The organism is Delftia sp. NA_296.1, from assembly GCF_052692095.1.
Genome location: NZ_JBQZGF010000002.1, coordinates 222,248 through 238,385 on the forward strand (window position 1 = coordinate 222,248; position 16,138 = coordinate 238,385).

The 16,138-nt window shown below is 66.9% G+C and carries 17 protein-coding genes; 11 read left to right on the top strand and 6 right to left on the bottom strand.

Annotation, left to right across the window (positions count from 1 at the left end; translation table 11 throughout):
• Positions 1 to 1,014, bottom strand: coding sequence for a class I SAM-dependent methyltransferase (locus tag ACUTR7_RS05495; protein ID WP_445608510.1), 1,014 nt, complete (start codon positions 1,012 to 1,014; stop codon positions 1 to 3).
• Between the two features lie 116 nt (positions 1,015 to 1,130).
• On the opposite strand from ACUTR7_RS05495, the gene ACUTR7_RS05500 reads away from it, so the two are divergent.
• The 6 genes from ACUTR7_RS05500 to ACUTR7_RS05525 all read left to right on the top strand — a co-directional run bounded on the left by ACUTR7_RS05500 (position 1,131) and on the right by ACUTR7_RS05525 (position 4,915).
• The gene (locus ACUTR7_RS05500; protein WP_012203180.1) at positions 1,131 to 1,916 is read left to right on the top strand and encodes an SDR family oxidoreductase; all 786 of its coding nucleotides are present in this window, start codon (positions 1,131 to 1,133) and stop codon (positions 1,914 to 1,916) included.
• A 42-nt stretch (positions 1,917 to 1,958) separates the two neighbouring features.
• Entirely contained in the window at positions 1,959 to 2,330 is a 372-nt protein-coding gene (locus tag ACUTR7_RS05505) for a dihydroneopterin aldolase (RefSeq protein ID WP_099751843.1), read from the top strand.
• On the top strand, positions 2,324 to 3,316 hold the full coding sequence (gene ttcA, locus ACUTR7_RS05510; protein WP_013804282.1) for a tRNA 2-thiocytidine(32) synthetase TtcA: 993 nt from the start codon (positions 2,324 to 2,326) through the stop codon (positions 3,314 to 3,316). The genes ACUTR7_RS05505 and ttcA overlap by 7 nt, the downstream gene beginning before the upstream one ends.
• 77 nt (positions 3,317 to 3,393) lie before the next feature.
• Positions 3,394 to 4,089 (top strand): DUF4136 domain-containing protein, encoded by a 696-nt coding sequence (locus ACUTR7_RS05515; RefSeq protein WP_065345344.1) that lies wholly within the window; start codon positions 3,394 to 3,396, stop codon positions 4,087 to 4,089.
• Between the two features lie 146 nt (positions 4,090 to 4,235).
• Entirely contained in the window at positions 4,236 to 4,595 is a 360-nt protein-coding gene (locus tag ACUTR7_RS05520; RefSeq protein WP_315530075.1) for a type II toxin-antitoxin system RelE/ParE family toxin, read from the top strand.
• Positions 4,592 to 4,915 (top strand): helix-turn-helix domain-containing transcriptional regulator, encoded by a 324-nt coding sequence (locus tag ACUTR7_RS05525; RefSeq protein ID WP_012203174.1) that lies wholly within the window; start codon positions 4,592 to 4,594, stop codon positions 4,913 to 4,915. Before ACUTR7_RS05520 ends, ACUTR7_RS05525 begins: the two co-directional genes overlap by 4 nt.
• A gap of 27 nt (positions 4,916 to 4,942) precedes the next feature.
• On the opposite strand, the gene ACUTR7_RS05530 is transcribed toward ACUTR7_RS05525, so the two are convergent.
• From ACUTR7_RS05530 to ACUTR7_RS05545, 4 genes are read right to left on the bottom strand one after another with little or no spacing between them, the layout of a single operon-like run.
• On the bottom strand, positions 4,943 to 6,670 hold the full coding sequence (locus tag ACUTR7_RS05530) for a dipeptide ABC transporter ATP-binding protein (protein WP_123694194.1): 1,728 nt from the start codon (positions 6,668 to 6,670) through the stop codon (positions 4,943 to 4,945).
• Positions 6,667 to 7,605: an ABC transporter permease gene (locus ACUTR7_RS05535; RefSeq protein WP_012203172.1), complete on the bottom strand. Its 939-nt coding sequence runs from the start codon at positions 7,603 to 7,605 to the stop codon at positions 6,667 to 6,669. The genes ACUTR7_RS05530 and ACUTR7_RS05535 overlap by 4 nt, the downstream gene beginning before the upstream one ends.
• Positions 7,602 to 8,567: an ABC transporter permease gene (locus ACUTR7_RS05540; RefSeq protein ID WP_012203171.1), complete on the bottom strand. Its 966-nt coding sequence runs from the start codon at positions 8,565 to 8,567 to the stop codon at positions 7,602 to 7,604. Before ACUTR7_RS05540 ends, ACUTR7_RS05535 begins: the two co-directional genes overlap by 4 nt.
• Before the next feature lie 6 nt (positions 8,568 to 8,573).
• Positions 8,574 to 10,166, bottom strand: a complete 1,593-nt coding sequence (locus ACUTR7_RS05545) for an ABC transporter substrate-binding protein (RefSeq protein WP_012203170.1) — start codon at positions 10,164 to 10,166, stop codon at positions 8,574 to 8,576.
• Between the two features lie 355 nt (positions 10,167 to 10,521).
• Between ACUTR7_RS05545 and ACUTR7_RS05550 the strand changes: the two genes are divergently transcribed.
• On the top strand, positions 10,522 to 11,013 hold the full coding sequence (locus tag ACUTR7_RS05550) for a DUF2501 domain-containing protein (RefSeq protein WP_016446524.1): 492 nt from the start codon (positions 10,522 to 10,524) through the stop codon (positions 11,011 to 11,013).
• A 216-nt stretch (positions 11,014 to 11,229) separates the two neighbouring features.
• A complete protein-coding gene (locus ACUTR7_RS05555) occupies positions 11,230 to 11,871 on the top strand; it encodes a histidine phosphatase family protein (protein ID WP_065345339.1) in 642 nt (213 codons plus the stop codon).
• A gap of 24 nt (positions 11,872 to 11,895) precedes the next feature.
• Here the strand turns inward: ACUTR7_RS05555 and ACUTR7_RS05560 are convergent, their stop codons facing one another.
• The gene (locus ACUTR7_RS05560; protein ID WP_445608319.1) at positions 11,896 to 12,900 is read right to left on the bottom strand and encodes a Bug family tripartite tricarboxylate transporter substrate binding protein; all 1,005 of its coding nucleotides are present in this window, start codon (positions 12,898 to 12,900) and stop codon (positions 11,896 to 11,898) included.
• Between the two features lie 236 nt (positions 12,901 to 13,136).
• On the opposite strand from ACUTR7_RS05560, the gene ACUTR7_RS05565 reads away from it, so the two are divergent.
• The 3 genes from ACUTR7_RS05565 to ACUTR7_RS05575 all read left to right on the top strand — a co-directional run bounded on the left by ACUTR7_RS05565 (position 13,137) and on the right by ACUTR7_RS05575 (position 16,124).
• Positions 13,137 to 15,011, top strand: coding sequence for a lysoplasmalogenase family protein (locus tag ACUTR7_RS05565; RefSeq protein ID WP_445608320.1), 1,875 nt, complete (start codon positions 13,137 to 13,139; stop codon positions 15,009 to 15,011).
• 251 nt (positions 15,012 to 15,262) lie between these two features.
• On the top strand, positions 15,263 to 15,499 hold the full coding sequence (locus ACUTR7_RS05570) for a hypothetical protein (protein WP_012203161.1): 237 nt from the start codon (positions 15,263 to 15,265) through the stop codon (positions 15,497 to 15,499).
• A 214-nt stretch (positions 15,500 to 15,713) separates the two neighbouring features.
• Positions 15,714 to 16,124, top strand: a complete 411-nt coding sequence (locus tag ACUTR7_RS05575; RefSeq protein WP_043780774.1) for a hypothetical protein — start codon at positions 15,714 to 15,716, stop codon at positions 16,122 to 16,124.
• Positions 16,125 to 16,138: the final 14 nt, after the last annotated feature.

The following is a 16,138-nucleotide window of genomic DNA, read 5'->3' on the forward strand; positions in this document are numbered from 1 at the left end:
CTACAGGCGGTGCGTGCGGTCGCCGCGCACAAAGCCCAAGGCGTCCCAGGGCTCCACGCCCTTGGCCAGGCCGATGACCTTGAACAGCTCGCCCATCTCGTGCTCCATCATCAGCTTGGTGGCCATGGCGCGCGGCCCCTGGGCCAGGGCGTCGAGCTTGGGCCCCAGGCCGCAGTTGATGAGGAAGTGGGCCTGCGAGGTATAGCCCAGCACCTCGAAGCCGGCCTCCTGCGCGGCCACGGCCGTGCCCGTGAAGTTCACGTGGGCGGTGATGTCCTTGAGGCCGACCTCGGCCAGCGGGTCATCGTCCACCTTGTGCAGGCGGTGGCAGACCAGGGTGCCCATGTGGCGCTGCGGGTGGAAGTACTCGGACTCGCCGAAGCCGTAATCGATGAAGAAGGCAGCGCCCCGCGCCATGCGCTCGCCCAGCGTGCGGATGAAGGCCTCGCCCTGCAGATGGATCTCGGTCAGGTAGTCGTGCTCGCCCTCGATTTCCATGGGCGGGCGCAGCTGCGTGGGCCGGTCTTCCCAGCCCAGGCTGCCGTCCGGCTGCAGCACCACGCCGCGCTCGTGCCAGACACCTGCCTTGCGCACCAGCAGTTGCACGGGCATGGCATCCAGCACCTCGTTGCCGATGACCACGCCTTCGAGCCGCTCGGGCAGGGCATCGGCCCAGTGCACCAGTCCTTCGTACTTCACCAGCCTGAGCTGCTGGCGCGCGCGCAGCGTGCCCGACAGATCGACGATGGTGTAGCGGTCCGGCCGCACGCCCAGGGCGGCCAGCTCGTCCAGCACCTGCAGCGCCAGCGCGCCCGTGCCGGCACCAAACTCCCAGACTTCGCGGGTATGCGTGCGCTGCAGCGCCTCGGCCACCTGGGCGGCCAGCAGCTGGCCGAAGACCGGGGACATCTCGGGCGCGGTCACGAAATCGCTGCCCGACGATGGCATCAGCCCGAACTTGGCGGTGTCATTGGCGTAGTAGCCCAGGCCCGGCTCGTACAGCGCCAGGGCCATGAAACGGTCGAAAGCCAGCCAGCCTCCAGAGGACGCAATCTCTTGCGCAACACGGGATTGCAGGGCGGCCGTTAAAATTGAGGGTTCTGTCGTCACGATCCGTACATTGTCCTCGAATGTCCACACCTGCCCGAACACGCACCGTTTTGGTGACCGGCGCGGCCCGCCGCCTGGGGCGCGACATCGCGCTCGCGCTTGCCAGCGCCGGCTGGCAAGTGGCCGTGCACTACCGCGACTCGCACGACGAGGCGCTGGAGACGGCCGCCGCCTGCGCTGAACTGGCCGGCGACAGCGCCGCCCTGGATGCCGATTTCTTCAACGAGGACTCGGTGCGCTCCCTGGTGCCGCGCGCCGTGGCGCACTTCGGCCACCTGGATGCCGTGGTCAACAACGCCTCGCTGTTCGAGCATGACGATGCAGGCAGCTTCAGCTACGTGGCCCTGGAAGCCCACCTGCGCAGCAACACCGGCGCGCCCATCCTGCTGGCCCAGGCGCTGCACGCCCATATCGAGGACCGCGTGGCGGCCGGCGAGGAGCATGCCAGCGGCGCCGTGATCAACATGCTGGACCAGAAGCTCTGGAACCAGAACCCCGATTTCCTCAGCTACACGCTGTCCAAGGCGGCTCTCGAGGCCGCCGGCACCATGCTGGCGCTGGCACTGGCCCCGCGCGTGCGCGTCGTCGGCGTGGCCCCGGGCCTGACGCTGACCAGCCACATGCTGAGCCAGGAGCGCTTCGAGTCGCTGCACCGCCTCAGCCCGCTGGGCCGCTCGTCCAGCGCGGCCGACGTGGCCGCCACCGTGTGCTTTGCGCTGGACAACCAGTCCATCACCGGCACCACCTTGCTGGTCGATGGCGGCCAGCACCTGCAGCGCTTCGAGCGCGACTTTTCCATGATGTAGGCGCCTGCGCGCGCCACCCCAAACACTCCACGGCTTTTCCCCATGCACTCCGCCACCGGACAACAGATCCTGACGCTCACGGGTTTGCGCTTCGACGCCAACCTGGGCATCCTCGCCCACGAAAAACAGATGCCCCAGCCCATCCAGGTCGATGCCGAGCTGAGCCTGGGCCCCCAACCGCTGGCGCCGCGCGACGACGACATCCTGCATGTGCTGGACTACCGCAAGGTGCGCCAGATCATCATCGATGAATGCACGGCCGAGCATGTGAACCTGCTGGAGAGCCTGATCGGCAAGCTGGCCCAGCGCCTGATGCAGCTGCCCGGCGTGCTGGGCGTGCGCGTGAAAATCGCCAAGCTGGAAATCTTTGAAGACTGCGAAGTGGCCATTCGCATAGAAACCGGACAATGGTGAACCCCATGAATGCAGTGACCGACAACCCCTGGCTGGCCGAAGAAGCCGCCCCCGAAACCGCCGCCGCCGATGCGGATGCCCAAGCCCATACCGCGAACGGCAACCGCATCAAGATCGAGCGCGAACAGGTCAAGCTGGAAAAGCGCCTGTGCCGCGAGGTGGGCCGCGCCATCACCGACTTCAACATGATCGAGGAAGGCGACAAGATCATGGTCTGCATGTCGGGCGGCAAGGACAGCTACACGATGCTGGACGTGCTGCGCAAGCTGCAAAAGCGCGCGCCCGTCAAATTCGAGCTGGTGGCTGTGAACCTCGACCAGAAGCAGCCCGGTTTTCCCGACCATGTGCTGCCCGAGTACTTCAAGAGCATCGGCGTGGACTACCACATCGAAACGCAGGACACCTACAGCGTGGTCAAGCGCGTCGTGCCCGAGGGCAAGACCACCTGCGGCCTGTGCTCTCGCCTGCGCCGCGCCATCCTGTACAAGGTGGCCGACGAGCTGGGCTGCACCAAGGTGGCCCTGGGCCACCACCGCGACGACATCGTGCAGACGCTGATGCTCAACATGTTCTACGGCGGCCGCATGAAGGGCATGCCCCCGAAGCTGGTCTCGGACGACGGCAAGCATGTGGTGATCCGCCCGCTGTGCTACGTGCCCGAGAAGGACACCGTCCGCTGGGCCCAGTACCAGAACTTCCCCATCATCCCCTGCAACCTCTGCGGCAGCCAGGACGGCCTGCAGCGCGTGGCCGTGGGCGAGCTGCTGCGCGAATGGGACAAGAAATTCCCGGGCCGCGTGGAAAGCATGTTCCGCGCCATGGGCCACATCGTGACCACGCACATGATGGACCCCGAGCTGCACGACTTCAAGAACGCCAAGGCCACCGGCATTGCCGACCCCAATGGCGACATGGCCTTCGACCATGAAGAGATGCCCGTCTCCGCATCACTGCCCGGCCTGCAGGTGGTACAACTGTCGTCCTGACGGCTGAACCTATAACAATCGCCCCACTCCAACCAAGGCCCGTGCAAACGGGCCTTTTTTCGACCAAGGAGTACACCATGAAGCTGCGCTGCATCCATGTCCTGGCCATCGTGGCCACGGCCTTGCTCACGGGCTGCGCCAGCGTGCGCGAAGTCCAGAGCACCGTCCAGAGCTATTCCACGCTGGGCGCCCTGCCCGCGCCGCCCACCTACCGCCTGGAAGTGCTGCCATCGCAACGCGAGGCGCAGACGCACTTCGCGGCCATCGAGTCCCAGGCCCAGCAGGCCCTGGGCCGCGTGGGCCTGCAGCGCGACGACTCCCGGGCCAGCCTGATCGTGCAGATCGGCGCCGACGCACGCTATGCGCGCGACTACGCCGCCTGGCCCTACTACGACCGCTGGGGCGGCCCGCGCTGGGGTTGGGGCGTGGGCTACGGGCGCGGCTGGGGCATGGGCTTTGGCGGCAGCTTCATGTTCGACGGCCCGCCGCTGGAGTACTACCGCGCCGTCAGCATCGTGATGCGCAACGCCACCACGCAGCAGATCGTCTACGAGACCTCGGCCCAGCGCCAGGATGTCTGGACCGATGACCCGGCCATCTTCGGCATCCTGTTCGACGCAGCCCTGACCGGCTTCCCCAACCCGCCCAAGGGCTCGCGCGTGGTGCGCACCACCATCGGTCCGGTGCAGCAGGGTGGCGCACCGGCGCAGCCGCCGGCCCAGGGGGCGCCTGCAGCGCAGGCAGCACCGGCCACGCCAGCACCCGCCCGGTAAGCCATCGTGTCTCAGAAGCAAAGGCCTGCATCCGCAGGCCTTTTTTTGGGTCCATCGCTGTCATTCGTTCCTGGGAACATGAGAACGCTGTAAGTCATGTGGACAGCGCCTTGCAGCGTTGGTAACTCATAAGTTACCATCCAACCATGCGAATCCAGCTCCAGGAGTACATCCGCGAAGACGGCAGCAGCGCGTACCAGACATGGTTCAACGGGCTGGATGGCCAGGCGGCCGCCAAGGTGGCCGTCGCCATGGCCCGCATGGAGTTGGGCAACACCTCCAATATCGAATGGTTCCGGGGTATTGGCGAATACAAGATCGACTGGGGCCCGGGCTACCGCATCTATCTCGCCAAGGACGGGGAAAGATTGATCATCCTGTTCGGGGGCAGCACGAAAAAGGGCCAGCAGAAGGCCATCGACGAAGCCGTGGTCCTGCACAGCGAATACAAGGCTCGCAAGAGGCAACGCCCCTCGGACAATGCCAAAAAAGGAACGAAGGCATGACGCTCACCCGCGATTTCAAACAAACGGTCATTCAGCGCATTGAGCGCGACCCTGCTTTCGCACAGGCGCTGCTTGATGAGGCGGCCACTCTTTTTCTGAGTGGTGAGCCAGAAACGGCACGCCTCGTCCTGCGCGATCTCGTCAACGCAACGGTGGGATTCGAGACGCTGGCCGACCTCACGCACAAGCCGAGCAAGAGCCTGCACCGCATGCTTTCGCCGAAAGGCAACCCCAGCATGGACAATCTTGCCGCGATCTTTGCCGCCATCAAGAACTGGCTTCAGGTCCGGTTCGACGTGCGGGTCGTTGCCGCGACCTGAACGCCAGGCCATGGCAGTGCACCCGCCTCAGTGCACATGCTCCATATCCGGCACGGCAGCCATCAGCGCACGCGTGTACGCATGCTGCGGCGCATCGAGCACGGCGCCGGCCTCGCCGGTCTCGACCAGGCGGCCGCGCTGCATGACGCCGATGTCGTCGCACATGTGGCGGATCACGGCCAGGTTGTGGCTTATCAGCAGATAGGTCAGGCCGAACTCCTCCTGCAGGTCGCGCATGAGGTTGAGCACCTGGGCCTGGACCGAGACGTCCAGGGCCGAGGTGGGCTCGTCGCAGATGATGAACTCGGGCCGGCTGGCCAGGGCGCGCGCGATGGCGATGCGCTGGCGCTGCCCGCCCGAGAACTGGTGCGGGTACTTGCGCGCATCGTCGGGCTTCATGCGCACGCGGCGCAGCGCCTCCTGCACGCGCTCGGCCGTCTCGTCCTTGCCGGCCGTGAGGGCCAGCACCTGCAGGGGCTCGGCAATCAGTTCCTGCACGGTCCAGCGCGGGTTCAGGCTGGCATACGGGTCCTGGAAAATCATCTGGAAGCGCCGGCGCATGGCCACGGTCTGGGCGGCCGGGCTCCACTTGTCCACGCCGTCGAACAGCACGGTGCCGCTGGTGGGCGGCGTCAGCCCCGCCACCATGCGCGCCACCGTGGATTTGCCCGAACCGGACTCACCGACCAGGCCGAAGGTGGAGCCCCTGCGGATGGAGAAGCCGACGCCGTCCACGGCCTTGAGGATCTTTTTGTCCTCGCGCGCCAGCAGCCGGGCCAGCCAGCCGCTGGACAGGTCGAACTCCTTGCACAGATCCCTGACCTCCAGCAGGGCTGCCGCGGGCTCCTGCGCTCCGGCCCTGGGCTGCCAGGGCACGGCGGGCGCGGCCGGGCCGCCGCCCACCTCGGGCACGGGCAGGCGCTGCACGCGGTGGTGCACGCTGGGAATGGCGCCCATCAGCACCTGGGTGTAGGGCTGCTGCGGTGCGTCCAGCACCTGGCGCACGGGGCCGGTTTCCAGCACGCGGCCCTGGTACATGACCATGACGCGGTCGGCCGTCTCGGCGATCACGCCCATGTCGTGCGTGATCAGCATGGCGGCCGCGCCGCGCTCCTTGCACACGCGGCGCAGCAGGGCAATGATCTGCGCCTGCACGGACACGTCCAGCGCCGTGGTGGGCTCGTCGGCAATGATGAGTTCGGGCTCGGCGCACAGCGCCAGGGCGATGGCCACGCGTTGGCGCATGCCGCCCGAGAACTGGTGCGGATACTGGGCCATGCGCTCGCGCGCCTGCGGGATCTCCACCTCTTCGAGCAGGGCCAGCGCGCGCGCCTCGGCCTCCTTCTCGGAGACGGGCAGGTGCGTGCGGATGGTCTCCACCAGGTGCCGGCCCACGGTATAGACCGGGTTCAGGCTGGTCAGCGGGTCCTGGAAGATGGAGCCTATGCGCCGGCCGCGTATGCGCCGAAGGTCCTCGCCGCGCAGCGTGTCGATGCGCTCGCCGCGCAGCTGCACCGTGCCGGCCGAGATGCGGCCCGGCGGCTCGATCAGGCCGATCACGGCGGCGCCCGTCATGGACTTGCCCGCGCCAGACTCGCCGACCACGCCCAGGATCTCGCCGGGCGCGATGTCGAAGGACACATCGTCCAGCACCTGCACGGGGCCCTTGTAGGTGTCGAAGGTGACGGACAGGCCGCGAACGCTCAGCACCGCAGGCTGTGCAGGGGGCTGCCCGGATTCTTGTGTCGTGCTCATTGCAGCTTGGGGTTCAGTGCGTCGCGCAGCCAGTCGCCGACGAGGTTGACGGACAGCGCCAGCGCCAGCAGCACCAGCGAGGGGAACAGCAATATCCACCACTCGCCCGAGAACAGGAAGCCCTGGCCGATGCGGATCAGCGTGCCCAGCGAAGGCTGGGTGGGCGGCAGGCCCACGCCCAGGTAGGACAGCGTGGACTCGGCCACGATGGCATGCGCGAAGCTGATGGTGGCGATGACCAGGATGGGCGCCAGCAGGTTGGGCAGGATGTGGCGCACCAGGATGGCCACGCGGCTGCGGCCTATGAGCTGGGCCGCCAGCACGTAGTCCTTGTGCTTTTCCACCATCACCGCGCCGCGCACGGTGCGTGCGTACTGCACCCAGTCGGACAGGCCGATGGCCACGATGATCACGAAGACCGCCATGTCGTCGCGGTAGCCCTCGGGCAGCAGGCCGCGTGCGATGCCGAAGACCAGCAGCGCCACCAGGATCACGGGAAAGGTCAGCTGCACATCGGCGATGCGCATCATCAGCGTGTCGAACCAGCCGCCCGCATAGCCGCAGACCAGGCCCAGGGGCACGCCGATCAGCAGGGAAAGCCCCACGGCCGACACGCCCACCAGCACCGACATGCGCAGCCCGTAGAGGATGGCGCTCCAGACATCGCGGCCCTGGTCGTCCGATCCCAGCGCGTACAGCGTGCCGCTGGTGCCCGCCTGGCCCGGGGGCGTGAAGGCGTCCATCAGGTCCAGATTGGCCGGATCGAAGGGGTTCTGCCAGGCCAGCCAGGGCGACAGCAGCGTGGCCGCCACGATCAGCGCCAGCACCAGCGCCGCCGCCTGCACCAGGCGCGAGCGTGCAAAGGCGCGCTTGACCGGCGAGTCGCTGGCGCGCCAGCCCGTGGGAGGGATTGCTTGTTTGGCGGAATCGGTCATCGGTTTCTCAAGCGGGGGTCCACGATCACGTACAGGAAATCGACGAGCAGGTTGATACCCACGTACAGCAGCGCGATGAACATCAGGTAGGCGGCGATCAGCGGCACGTCCACGCCCTGGATGGAGGAGATGAACAGCAGGCCCACGCCGGGCCACTGGAACACGGTCTCGGTGACGATGGCAAAGGCGATCAGCGAGCCGATCTGCAGGCCCGCGATGGTGATCACGGGAATCAGGGTGTTGCGCAGCGCATGGCCGAAGTACAGGTCGCGCTCGCGCAGCCCGCGCGCACGGCCGAAACGCATGTAGTCGGCGCGCAGCACCTCCAGCATCTCGGCGCGCACCAGGCGCATGATCAGCGTCATGTTGTAGAAGCCCAGCGTGATGGCCGGCAGGATCAGCGCCGACCAGCCCGAGGCCGTCAGCAGCCCGGTCTCCCAGCCGCCCAGCTTCACCGTCTCGCCGCGCCCGAAGGACGGCAGCCAGCGCAGCTCCACGGCAAACAGGTAGATCAGGGCGATGCCGATCAGGAAGGTGGGCAGGGACACGCCCACCAGCGACACCGTCATGATCGAGCGGCTCAGCCAGCCCTCGCGCCGTATGGCCGTATACACGCCCAGCGCCACGCCGATGACCAGGGCGAACAGCGCCGCCGTCATCGCCAGCTCCAGCGTGGCGGGCAGGCGCTCGGCAATGATCTCGGTCACGGGGCGCTTGAGCCGGTAGGAGATGCCCAGGTCGCCCTGCAGCACCTTGCCCACGTAGCCCAGGTACTGCAGGGGCACGGGCTTGTTGAAGCCCAGGCTTTCCGTCAGCGCCTCGCGCTCGGCAACCGTCGCGTCCTCGCCCAGCAGGCTGATCGTGGGATCGCCGATATGGCGGAACACCATGAACGAGACAAAGGAAACGGCCAGCAGGACCAGGGCGGACTGGCCCAGCCGGCGCAGCAGATGGACCAGCATCGGTGCTTACTTCTTCTCGAACTTGACGAACTTGAAGTGCAGCGCGTTGTCCGGGTGCACGGGCACATTGATCCGGGGCACGGACGCGAAGTGGATCACCTGGTCATGCAGCGCAATGTAGAAGCGCTCCTTTTGCACGGTCTCCCAGATGCTCTTGATGGTGGCATCGCGCTTTGCCTTGTCGCTCTCCGAGGACAGGGACAGGATCTTGGCATCCACATCGGCATTGCTGTAGTGCGTCGCGTTCTGCGCGCCACGGCTGTCCTTGCCGCGCGTATGCACCAGGAAGTCGAAGATGTAGGCCGAGTCATAGGTGGGCACGCCCCAGCCGTACAGGTAGAAGTCGCTGTCCGCCTTGGTCAGCGACACGCTGTGCATGGCGATCGGCCGGGCCGAGACTTCGGTCTTGATGCCGATGCGGCCCAGGAAGCCCGCCACCGCCGTGGCAATGGCCTCGTCGTTCACATAGCGGTCATTGGGCGTGTTCAGCGTGATGGTGAAGCCGTTGGGGTAGCCCGCCTCGGCCAGCAGCTGCTTGGCCTTGGCGGCATCCGCCTTGGGATAGGCCGCAAAGGCCTTGTCATAGCCATTGACGAACGACGGCGCGATCACGCCCGTGGGAATCGACAGGCCGCGCATCACCGAGCGCTTGATCGCATCGCGGTCGATGGCCAGCTCGATAGCCTGGCGCACCTTGGGATCGGCCAGCGGATTCTTGCCCTTGACGTTGCTGCTCTTGAGCTCTGCCGCACCCACGTTCAGGCCCAGGAAGATGGAGCGGTTCTCAGGGCCTTCATTGATGCGCAGGCGCTTGTCCTGTTTCAGGCGCGCCACGTCCTGCGCGGGAATGTCCTGTGCGAAGTCCACCTCGCCCGACAGCAGGGCCGCTACGCGCGTGGCCGGGGACTTGATGGGCAGGTAGATCAGCTCGGTCACCTGCAGCGGGAACTGGCCCTTGCCCCAGTAGTCGGGATTGAGCTTCATCACCGTCTTCGAATCGACCTCGCGGCTGGCCAGCACATAGGCGCCCGTGCCGTTGGCCGCGCGCGTGGCGCCGTTCTCGGTCTTGCTGGCCGTGTCCTGCGTGGTCTCGGCGCCGTTGGCCTTGGACCACTTCTCGCTCATGATGAAGAGGTTGGTCAGGTTGTCGGGGAAGATCAGGTTCGGGCCCTTGGTCTTCACCTGCACCGTGAGATCGTCCACGGCCTTGGCCTCCTCCATCGAGGACAGCAGGGACTTGACCTGGGCGTTCTCGCCCTTGGCGCGGTTCAGCGAGAAGACCACGTCGCGCGCCGTGAACGGCGTGCCGTCATGGAACTTGACGTTGGGACGCAGCTTGAACTCCCAGACCGACGGGTCGGAGGTCATCTTCCACGAGGTGGCCAGCGTGGGCACCAGCTTGCCGTCGGCCGAGCGGATGACCAGGGTTTCGTAGATCTGGTGCAGCAGCACGAAATTGGTGCCCACGTTGAAAGCATGCGGGTCCAGCGAAGTCGGATCGGAGCCGCGCGCCCAGCGCACGGTCTCGGCCTGGGCCAGCGCGGCCGAGGTCAACAGGCCTGCGGCCAGCAAAGAACTGCCCAGAATCTTCATGATCATTTGTCTGCTCCCCTGTGGATTGATTGGAATGGCGGCGGTCATGCGACGCAGCAGCCCGGACGCCGCAAGAAGCGGGCCATATAGGTGCGCCCCACTGTAAATAACTTTTACAGCTTGTTGAATTGATTTTTATACTTAAAAGCCATTTCCAAATAACAAGACCGCCGCCTGCGGCCCGCCATTGGCGTGCGGCCATCATGGACAGGCCAACGGCTTTGACAGCTAGTGAAAACGCGAAAGACCGCCACGGCCTGCTCTGGCAAAGGTTTGCAATCGGGCACAGGTCTGCGCCGCACGGCGTGCTAATTTCAGGCCCTGTATCGAGCCTGCGGGTTGCCGCGGAAAGGAAGCATCCATGAAGACATCCATTGCCAGCGCACTGCTATGCGCCATGCTGGGCCTGGGCGCCCTGCCTGCCCAGGCGTCGGGCCTGGGCGACTCGCTGCGCCAGGCCTCCGGGCTTGGCGGTGACAAGGCCGCCGCCAGCAGCGAAGGCGCCGGCTCCGGCCTCGGCGGCATGCTGGGTGCGGGGGCAGGCGGTGCGGGTGCGCTGTCCGCCCTGGGCCTGAGCCCCTCGGCCACGGCCGGCAATGCGGCAGGCGTCATCTCCTACTGCATGAAGAACAACTACCTCAATGCCGACAAGGCTGCCCAGGTCAAGGACCAGTTGCTGGGCAAGCTGGGCATGCAAAAGCAGGAAGAGCCCAAGGACACGGGATTCCAGAACGGCCTGGGCGGCCTGGTCACCGGCTCCAACGGCAAGAGCTTCAGCATCGACAAGCTCAAGGGCGACCTCAAGGAGAAGGCCTGCGACTTCGTGCTGGACAACGCAAAAAGTCTTATTTGATCCCCCTGAGGCGCTGCGCGCCTTCCCCCTGAGGGGGACGACACCCTCGGTGCGGGGCGGCCCTTCCTCGGTGTCCCTGGGTTTAGGGCGCGCCAGTTTCGCCTTTTAGTTGACTATGCCAAGGATCCACTTGGCCTGCGCACCTGGGCCATGCAGGCTCCCGCAGCTTGCAGGACAATGCCTGCTCTTTTTGCAGCTTCCCCACGCCAGCCCCTCATGCAAGCCACGCGCATCATTGCCATCCGCCACGGAGAAACCGCCTGGAATGTGGACGCCCGCATCCAGGGCCATCTGGACATTCCTCTGAACGACATGGGACTTTGGCAGGCCGCCCAGGCCGGCAAGGCCCTGGCGGGCGAGCCGGTGGCCGCCATCTACAGCAGCGACCTTCTGCGTGCCTATGTCACGGCCGAGGCCGTGGCCGCAAGCACGGGGGCGACGCTGACGGCCGACAAGGGCCTGCGCGAGCGCTGCTTCGGCAGCTTCGAGGGCCAGACCTTCAACGATATCGAGGCGTCCCACCCGGAGGATGCGCTGCGCTGGCGCAAGCGCGATCCCGAGTTCGTGCCCGCAGGCGGCGGCGAGTCGCTGCTGATGCTGCGCGACCGCATCTCGGCCACGGTGAACCGGCTGGCCAGTGGCCATCCCGGCGAGCAGATCGTGATCGTGGCGCATGGCGGCGTGATGGATGTGCTCTACCGCCTGGCCACGCACCAGGAAGTGCAGGCACCACGCACCTGGGCGCTGGGCAACGCGGCCATCAACCGCCTGCTGTGGACGCCCCAGGGCCTGGGCCTGGTCGGCTGGGGCGATGTGCAGCACCTGGAAGGCGGTGCGCGCGACGAGGTTTTCAGCTGAACGCCCGCACTGCAGCGCAGTCCCTCATTCCACCTGGATATTGGCGGACTTGACGATCTGCGTGTAGCTCGCCTTTTCCTTCTTCAGGAACTGGGCGAACGTGGCCGGCGTGCCCGAGCCGGGCGTGGCGCCACTGTCCTGCAGGCGTTTGCGGACCTCGGGCAGCTTCAGCACCTCGGCCAGTTCGGCGGCCAGGCGGCTGACCACGGGTTCGGGTGTGCGGGCGGGGGCGAACAGGCCGGTCCAGGCTTCCAGCTCGAAGCCCTTGAGATCGGGCGCCTCCGCAAAGCTCATGACCTCTGGAATCACGTCGATGCGCTGTGCCGAGGTCACGCCCACGCCTTCCAGCTTTTTCTGCTGCACCAGCGGCGTGGCGCCGGTGGTCATCAGAATGCCCAGATCGACCTGGCCGCCCATGACCTCGCTGGTCACCTGGGCCACGCCGCGATAGGGCACATGGACCAGGCGGATGCGGGCGCGCTCCTGCAGCCGTTCCATGGCCAGGTGCAGCACCGTTCCCACGCCCGGCGTGGCATAGGTCAGCGCGCCGGGCCGGGCGCGGGCCATGCTGATCAGCTCGTTGAGGTTGTGCACCGGCAGGCCAGGGCGGGCCACGATCACCATGGGCGCCACCGAAGTCAGGCCCACGGGAGCCAGATCGCGCTCGGCGTCATAGCGCACGGAGGAGTTCACCAGTTGCGCAATGCTCACCGGCCCGTCAAAGCCCAGCAGCAGCGTGTAGCCATCGGCATGCGAGCGCGCCACCTTGCTCACGCCCAGCACGCCGCCTGAGGCCGGCACGTTGTCCACCACCACCGACTGGTGCAGCCGCGCACCCAGCTTTTCGGCGATCAGCCGCGCCGTGGCGTCCACATCGCTGCCCGCGCCAAAGGGCACGATCAGGGTGATGGGCCCGGCTGCCGGCCAGGGCTTGCCCGCGCCCGGCGTGGCATGGGCGGCGGGTGCAGCGGCAAGGGCCGCAGCCAGTGAGGCGGCAGCCGATAGCAGGGAGCGGCGGGACAAGGGCATGGGGCTTGGGCATGCAAGGCGCATGCCGGCAAAGGCGGTGCGGGCTGGCGATGGCCTGCAGGGCAAGCACGTCCAGCGCGTGGAAAGCGGGCGATTCTGCCATAGGGCGCAATTTTCCTGCCACGTGCTTGCCATGAAGCCCCATTTATTGCAATCCGTTTCAACCCTTGTGATTCCGTGTCCTAGGGTTCTCGCCTAAGGCGCTGCCCCGCCGCCATGCCCAGAATCGGCTGACCATGCTCTCACCCAGCCAAGTCATTGTCTTCGCCACGCCTGCCTTTTTGCTGCTGATCGCGCTGGAATGGGGCGTGAGCCTATGGCGCGGGCGCAATGCCTACCGGCTGGCCGATGCCGTCAGCTCCATCAGCCTGGGCATGCTCAGCCAGACCAGCGCCGTCTTCACCACGCTGCTGCGCGTGGGCCTGTACACGCTGGCCTTCGAGCACCTGGCGCTGTGGCGCAACGATGCCTTCTGGACCAGCATTCCCGGCTGGCTGCTGGCCCTGCTGTTCTACGACTTTTGCTACTACTGGCTTCACCGCATGGGCCACGAGGTGGCCGTGCTGTGGGCAGCCCACGCCGTGCACCACCAGAGCCAGGACTACAACCTGTCGACGGCGCTGCGCCAGACCAGCTCGGGCGCGCTGCTGGGCTGGCTGTTCTACCTGCCCATGGCGCTGGCCGGCGTGCCGCCGCTGGTGTTTGCCATCGTGGGACTGATAGACCTGCTCTACCAGTTCTGGGTCCATACCGAGCAGGTTCGGCGTCTGGGCTGGTTCGACCGCTGGTTCTGCGCGCCCAGCAACCACCGCGTGCACCACGCAGTCAACGACGCCTACCTGGACAGGAACTACGGCGGCATCCTCATCGTCTGGGACCGCATGTTCGGCACCTTCAAGCCCGAGGACGACAGCGACCCCTGTGTCTACGGCACGCGCGGCCTGCTGCAGAGCTGGGATCCGCTGTGGGCCAACGCCGTGGTGTACCGGCAACTCATCCATGACAGCTGGCATGCGCGGCGCTGGAGCGACAAGCTGCGCGTCTGGCTCAAGCCGCCCGGATGGCGCCCCGCCGATGTGGCGCAGCGCTTTCCCAGGCCGGCCTTCGACCTGGACGCGCACCGCGTGCTCTACGCACCGGGGATGGAGCGCGGCCTGCGCTGGTTTGCAGGCCTGCAGTTCGTGGCGCTGATCGCCGGGGTGTCGCTGTTTCTCTGGCATGCCGACCAGTCCTCGACGGCCCGCAATGCACTGTGGTTTGCCGTGCTGCTGGCTTGCCAATGGGCGTTGGGCGCAGCCATGCAGGGGCGCATCAGCCTGTGGCTGGCACTGGCCGTCGAGGCCGGCGCACTGGCCACCGCCACCGCCGCGCTGGACATGCTGCACTGGCACTGGCTGTTCAAGCCGCTGACCATGGTCTTTGCGCTGATCGCCGTCATGCAGCTGTGGCGCGGCAGCACGGCTTTCTCGGCACTGGCGAAACCCGCGCGCGGCGCCTGCTGGCTGGCCGCGGCACTGGCGGCATCCCTGGCGGGCGACGTGTTCCTGATGCTGCCCGATCTGTTCATCCCGGGCCTTGCCAGCTTCCTGCTCGCCCACCTGGCCTATATCGTGCTGCTGCGCCAGGACGCACCCTGGTTTGCACACCGGCCCTCGCTGGCCGCCACGCTGGCCCTGGGCGCGGGCATGTATGCCGTGCTCTGGCAGGGCGGCCTGCCCGCCGCGCTGCGCCTGCCCGTGGCCGCCTATGTGCTGGTCATTGCGCTGATGGCGGCGCAGGCCCTGGGCCGCGCGCGGCATCAGGGCAGCAAGGCGGCCTGGCAGGTGGCCATGGGTGCCTGCTTCTTCATGGCCAGCGACTCGCTGCTGGCCATCAACCGATTTGTGCAGCCCTTCGACGGCGCGCAAGCCGGCGTGCTGTCCACCTACTACGCGGCGCAACTGCTGATCGTGCAGGGCTGGCTGGCCCGTGGCGCATCGACATCAGGGTTGACCCGAAGCAGCTCGCAAGGCACAATCGAGGGATCGCATTTTCAGGAGTCCTCCGTGGACAGTGCCAGTTCAACCAGTGACAAACAGCGCGCCGCAATGGCTTCGCTGCTGGCTGACTGACCGACTCCTGTGATGGGAGCGGCCATGTCGGTCGGCTTCCATCCATTGCTGCGTTTCCCCTTGGATCTTCGCGCCGCCCGGCGCTGCAGTTGCGCTTGGCATGCATCAGGCACGCCGCTCCTGCACCGAAGATTCCAATAGCTGTTGATCACTGACCGCGTGCCCGTGTGGCTGCCATCGAGCAGCGCCCGGCCCACGCTGCTTGACGGCCCTGCCTACGGCGGTCTTCCTGGTTCGCCAAGGAGAAAGCCATGTCCACACCGTTCGTCCGCCCCGCAATGCAACGCCTGCAGCCTGCCACTGCCGCGCCCTGCCCCGGCGCCACCGGCACGCGCGTGGCTGCCTCCCAGGCAGCAATGCAGGCCAAGGCACAGGCACAGATGCAAGCCCAGGCCCCTTCGGCCATGGAGCACGCCATGCACCTGGACCTGCAGACCCACTGGCCCACGCACCGCATCCGCAGCTTTCTGAGCCTGCAGCCGCGCTGAACGCGCGCCGCAGCCTTGTCCGCCCCATCGTCAGAAAGGAGTTCCCCCATGGACCCCGATCCGAGTCGATCTTGCCCTGACCCCTCCGATACGGTCCGGCCGCACATGCCTGCGGCCCTTCCGCACCTTCCCAAGGCCCCGGCCGGGAGACCCGCGCACGTCCATTGACGGATAGGTGCCGGGCTTCTTTCGGCCGCAACGAAAAAAGCCCGCCATGCAACACGTCATCACCGCGCTGCGCACCACGCCGGCAACCACGCCCGCCACAGCACCCGTCTCCGCGCGCGCCAGCCACACCTCCCGCGCCAGCACCCTGCAACTTGCCCTGCAAGCCGCCATTGCGGCACGCCATACCGGGCAACTGCACGCCCTGCTGCAGCAACACGGCCCCGATCTCTTCGCCCACGCCCTCGTGGCGCTCACGCAGCGCCAGCAGGCCGACGTTCTGTCCCTGCTGGCGGCGCAGGAGCGCGCCGAGGTCTACCGCCACCTGCCTGCCCATGCCCGGCGCCAATGGCTGCAGTCGGCCACCGTGACCCGCCCGCCGCTGCGCCGCCGCCTGCTGTGCGCCTGCCAGCGCAACTGGCACTGGCTGCGCGCCACCCTTCGTTCGAGCCAGGCCTGAGCCGTCAGGGAGGT

Excerpts from the sequence above, each read along its gene's own strand:
- ACUTR7_RS05495 (WP_445608510.1), bottom strand. The coding sequence starts at position 1,014 with ATGGCCCTGGCGCTGTACGAGCCGGGCCTGGGCTACTACGCCAATGAC.
- ACUTR7_RS05500 (WP_012203180.1), top strand. The coding sequence starts at position 1,131 with ATGTCCACACCTGCCCGAACACGCACCGTTTTGGTGACCGGCGCGGCC.
- ACUTR7_RS05505 (WP_099751843.1), top strand. The coding sequence starts at position 1,959 with ATGCACTCCGCCACCGGACAACAGATCCTGACGCTCACGGGTTTGCGC.
- ttcA (WP_013804282.1), top strand. The coding sequence starts at position 2,324 with ATGGTGAACCCCATGAATGCAGTGACCGACAACCCCTGGCTGGCCGAA.
- ACUTR7_RS05515 (WP_065345344.1), top strand. The coding sequence starts at position 3,394 with ATGAAGCTGCGCTGCATCCATGTCCTGGCCATCGTGGCCACGGCCTTG.
- ACUTR7_RS05520 (WP_315530075.1), top strand. The coding sequence starts at position 4,236 with ATGCGAATCCAGCTCCAGGAGTACATCCGCGAAGACGGCAGCAGCGCG.
- ACUTR7_RS05525 (WP_012203174.1), top strand. The coding sequence starts at position 4,592 with ATGACGCTCACCCGCGATTTCAAACAAACGGTCATTCAGCGCATTGAG.
- ACUTR7_RS05530 (WP_123694194.1), bottom strand. The coding sequence starts at position 6,670 with ATGAGCACGACACAAGAATCCGGGCAGCCCCCTGCACAGCCTGCGGTG.
- ACUTR7_RS05535 (WP_012203172.1), bottom strand. The coding sequence starts at position 7,605 with ATGACCGATTCCGCCAAACAAGCAATCCCTCCCACGGGCTGGCGCGCC.
- ACUTR7_RS05540 (WP_012203171.1), bottom strand. The coding sequence starts at position 8,567 with ATGCTGGTCCATCTGCTGCGCCGGCTGGGCCAGTCCGCCCTGGTCCTG.
- ACUTR7_RS05545 (WP_012203170.1), bottom strand. The coding sequence starts at position 10,166 with ATGATCATGAAGATTCTGGGCAGTTCTTTGCTGGCCGCAGGCCTGTTG.
- ACUTR7_RS05550 (WP_016446524.1), top strand. The coding sequence starts at position 10,522 with ATGAAGACATCCATTGCCAGCGCACTGCTATGCGCCATGCTGGGCCTG.
- ACUTR7_RS05555 (WP_065345339.1), top strand. The coding sequence starts at position 11,230 with ATGCAAGCCACGCGCATCATTGCCATCCGCCACGGAGAAACCGCCTGG.
- ACUTR7_RS05560 (WP_445608319.1), bottom strand. The coding sequence starts at position 12,900 with ATGCCCTTGTCCCGCCGCTCCCTGCTATCGGCTGCCGCCTCACTGGCT.
- ACUTR7_RS05565 (WP_445608320.1), top strand. The coding sequence starts at position 13,137 with ATGCTCTCACCCAGCCAAGTCATTGTCTTCGCCACGCCTGCCTTTTTG.
- ACUTR7_RS05570 (WP_012203161.1), top strand. The coding sequence starts at position 15,263 with ATGTCCACACCGTTCGTCCGCCCCGCAATGCAACGCCTGCAGCCTGCC.
- ACUTR7_RS05575 (WP_043780774.1), top strand. The coding sequence starts at position 15,714 with ATGCAACACGTCATCACCGCGCTGCGCACCACGCCGGCAACCACGCCC.